Below are 3,333 nucleotides of genomic sequence, written 5' to 3'. Positions count from 1 at the left end.
TTTTTGACATGTGCTGCTCCTGCGGGTCGAAAACAGAATAATGAGCTGTTGCGGAGCTCGTTCCCGCGCCGATCGCCGCAGCGGGAGCCATGACGAAGCTGCTGGAACGAGCTGATGCTGCTCCGGTTGTTAGCCTATCGGCACCACAAGTCCGGGAGAGCACGCATGCCCAAGGCCACTGACCCTGAAACCGACCCGCGAGAAACACCGCTTGACGATCCGCGCCGGAAGACCGACGAGCCGACACACCGGCAGACCAACAAACCCTGGCAAGGCAATCCCGAGAAAGACCAGATCGATCCGGATCGGCCGCCGCTGGATCTCGAGCGTTGGCATAAGTCGAAGACGCATTGAACCCGGAAGCGGCAGCGGGTGGTCTTGACCGTCAGATCCTGTAGAACTCATGAATGACGGGCCGCAGTGGCCCGCCGGAGTCGCGCGCGAGCGTTGCCAGCGTAACCGGGAGCTTGAAGCGCCGCTTCCCTGCACTGCCCGGATTCAAATAGAGCACGCCGTTGATGGTTTCGACCCGCGCGCGGTGGGAATGCCCTGAGACCACGACATCGATCCCGCGTTCAGCAGGATCGATCGTCAGCGCGTTGAGATCGTGCAGAACATAGAAGCTGAGCCCGCCGAGGCGCAGCGTTAGCGTCTCAGGAAAGCGTTCGGCCCAGGCGCCCCGGTCGACATTTCCCCTGATCGCGGTGACGGGCGCGATGCGGCAAAGCCCGTCCAGCACTGCCTCGCTGCCGATGTCGCCGGCGTGGATAATATGTGATACGCCGGCAAGGCAGCGATCCGCCTCGGGCCTCAGCAGTCCATGCGTGTCGGCAATCACCCCAATCCTGAACGTCATGTCAGATCACGGCTTCGGTGCAATACATCCAGCGGCATCCGGCCGATTTCCTTATCATCCTCTGTCAAAGGATTGGGTAGCGGCGGCCCTTGAGCTCGGAACTCGTCCGGCAAATCGGCACTTTCCTCATCTGCCACGGTACCGCCGGCAGTCCAAGGTCGTACGAATTGTTGAAGCGGTTGAGCAAGCCGCCTACGCCGCCGGCAAGGCGAAGGAGAACGTCGCGCCGCCGTCCGGCTCGTGCCCGGCCACCAGCTCGCCGCCGTGCTCACGCACGATGCCATAGCTGATCCAGAGGCCGAGCCCGGTGCCTTCACCGACCCGCTTGGTCGTGAAGAACGGCTCGAAGATGTGGCTGATGTGATCCTTGTCGATGCCGGGACCGTTGTCCGAAATCCGGAGCAGAATCTCTTCCCCCTTGCGGGCCGCGGAGACGACCAGCCGCGGCGAGCCGGTGCCGCGCATCGCGTCAATCGCATTCTCCACAAGATTGACGATCACCTGGTGCAATTGCCCCTCGTTTCCGGAGACCCAGAGCTCCGGCTCGATCTCCAGCTGCAGTTCGACGCGAACCTGCTTGGTCCGCACCGCCCACAGCACCGCGGTGTTGATGAGCCGCTCGATGTTGACGCGCTCGACCTCGCCGAGCTTGCTGAAGGACAGCCGGCGCAGATTTTTCACGATTTCGCTGATCCGGACGGCGCCTTCCATGGTGCCCTCAATCAGCGGGCCGAAATCCTCCAGAATCTCGTCGATCCGCAAGCTCCGCCTTTGAACGGAGAGATCGTCCTCCCCCGACCTGCCGTGCACCGCATCGAGATAGGTCGTGATGGCGGTGCGGTAGCGCATCAGGGTGTGGACGTTGCCGTAGACGAAGCTGATCGGATTGTTCAGCTCGTGCGCGACGCCAGCAACGAGACGGCCGAGGCTGGCCATCTTCTCCTGCTCGACCAGCTGCCGCTGGGCGCGCTGCAGCTCATGATGCGCCTTGTGCAGCTCCTCGTAGGCGCGGCGAAGCTCGCCGATCGGCCGCCCCGTCAGCACCACGCCGATGAAGCGGCCCCGATGATCATGGCGCGGGGATCCGTTGATCGCGAACAAATCGGAGCGGCTGCCATCGCGCGAAAATCGCAGCTCGCCGTCGACGACGTCGGAGGCGTTGCGCGGCTTCAGGAGCGGGACCAGCTTGGCTCTGTCCGGGCCATCGATGACATCGGCGATGTTCCTGCCGACGACCTCCGCGACGCTGCAGCCGAGCGTCTGCTGGAACGCCGAATTGACCTGCTGCACCAGCCCTTTCGCATCGCAGACGATCAGGATGTCGGAGACGGATTCGATGACGTTGGTGACGAAGGCCTGGGCTTCCTCGAGCTCCGCATTCTTGTGCTCGAGGTCGACCTCATAGCGCAGGAGGTCGGAATAGACCTCGTCCATCTTGCGGATGACCTCGATCCAGGCGCCCTCGCGCTCCTGGTCGAGCTCCATCGCACCGCGATTGGTGATCAACTTGAGCAGCGGTGCGGTCTCGCCGGCCTCAGGAGGATGGATCGGCTTTGCCATTTTTTCTCAGATCATACCTGGACAGCTTGTTCCGGAGGCCGACCCGCGATAGCCCGAGCTCGGTTGCGACCCGGCTGATATTGCCGTCGTACCGCTCCAGAAAATTGATGATAACCGACTTCTCCAGATCCTCCACCTTGTCCTTGAGGGTCGCCGAGCCGTTCAACCCGCCGTGGGTCGCGGTTGCCGATGGCCTGCCATTGCGCCGGCCCAGCAGCGGCGGCGCCTGCAATTCGTCCGCATCCGCGAGCACCACCATGCGCTGGATCTCGTTCTGCAGTTCCCGCACGTTGCCGGGCCAATGATAATTCGCGAACGCCTCGAGCACCGCAGCCGCAAAGCGCAGCTCCGGCCGGTTGAAGGACGTCTTCACCGACGCCAGCACCCCTTGCGCGATCAGCGGAATATCCATCCGCCGCTCGCGCAATGCCGGCATGTGGACGGGAAACGCCGCCAGGCGATAGTAGAGGTCGCGCCGGAAGCGGCCCGCCTCGACCTCGGCCTCAAGATCCCGGTTGGTGGCCGCTACCACGCGAACATCGACCTTGCGCACCCGCTGTGCCCCGAGCGGGCGGATCTCGCTCTCCTGCAGGACGCGCAGGAGCTTCACCTGGAATGCCGGCGAGGTCTCCCCGATCTCGTCGAGGAAGATGGTTCCGCCGTCGGCGACCTCGAACAGGCCGATGCGGTCCTGGTAAGCGCCGGTGAAGGCGCCCTTCTTGCAACCGAACAGTTCGCTTTCGAGCAGCTCGTCCGGCAATGCGCCGCAGTTCTCGACCACGAAGGCCTTGCCGGCGCGGGCGGAGCCGTAATGAATGGCGCGCGCGAGCAGCTCCTTTCCGGTCCCCGACTCCCCCGTGATCAGCACCGAGATGTCGTAATCCGCCGCGCGCTTCCCCAGCTCGATCACCTTGTGC

At 63.7% G+C, this 3,333-nt stretch carries 4 protein-coding genes; 1 reads left to right on the top strand and 3 read right to left on the bottom strand.

Annotated elements, in window-relative coordinates; all coding sequences use genetic code 11:
- Nucleotides 1-165: 165 nt before the first annotated feature.
- Nucleotides 166-354: a hypothetical protein gene (locus JHD07_RS36025; RefSeq protein ID WP_291630838.1), complete on the top strand. Its 189-nt coding sequence runs from the start codon at nucleotides 166-168 to the stop codon at nucleotides 352-354.
- 31 nt (nucleotides 355-385) lie between these two features.
- Here the strand turns inward: JHD07_RS36025 and JHD07_RS36020 are convergent, their stop codons facing one another.
- The 3 genes from JHD07_RS36020 to JHD07_RS36010 form a co-directional block, all read right to left on the bottom strand.
- Entirely contained in the window at nucleotides 386-856 is a 471-nt protein-coding gene (locus tag JHD07_RS36020; protein WP_291630836.1) for a metallophosphoesterase family protein, read from the bottom strand.
- Between the two features lie 192 nt (nucleotides 857-1,048).
- Complete coding sequence (locus JHD07_RS36015) at nucleotides 1,049-2,416, bottom strand: ATP-binding protein (protein ID WP_291630834.1); 1,368 nt, start codon at nucleotides 2,414-2,416, stop codon at nucleotides 1,049-1,051.
- A partial coding sequence (locus JHD07_RS36010) for a sigma-54 dependent transcriptional regulator (protein WP_291630832.1) occupies nucleotides 2,391-3,333 on the bottom strand: 943 nt, incomplete at its 5' end. The genes JHD07_RS36015 and JHD07_RS36010, both read right to left, overlap by 26 nt.

Origin of the sequence: Bradyrhizobium sp., from assembly GCF_016462955.1 — a bacterium.
Taxonomy (GTDB): domain Bacteria; phylum Pseudomonadota; class Alphaproteobacteria; order Rhizobiales; family Xanthobacteraceae; genus Bradyrhizobium.
Note: the sequence above shows the minus strand (reverse complement) of the source record. Positions and strands in the feature narration are given on the sequence as shown.

Excerpts from the sequence above, each read along its gene's own strand:
- JHD07_RS36025 (WP_291630838.1), top strand. The coding sequence starts at position 166 with ATGCCCAAGGCCACTGACCCTGAAACCGACCCGCGAGAAACACCGCTT.
- JHD07_RS36020 (WP_291630836.1), bottom strand. The coding sequence starts at position 856 with ATGACGTTCAGGATTGGGGTGATTGCCGACACGCATGGACTGCTGAGG.
- JHD07_RS36015 (WP_291630834.1), bottom strand. The coding sequence starts at position 2,416 with ATGGCAAAGCCGATCCATCCTCCTGAGGCCGGCGAGACCGCACCGCTG.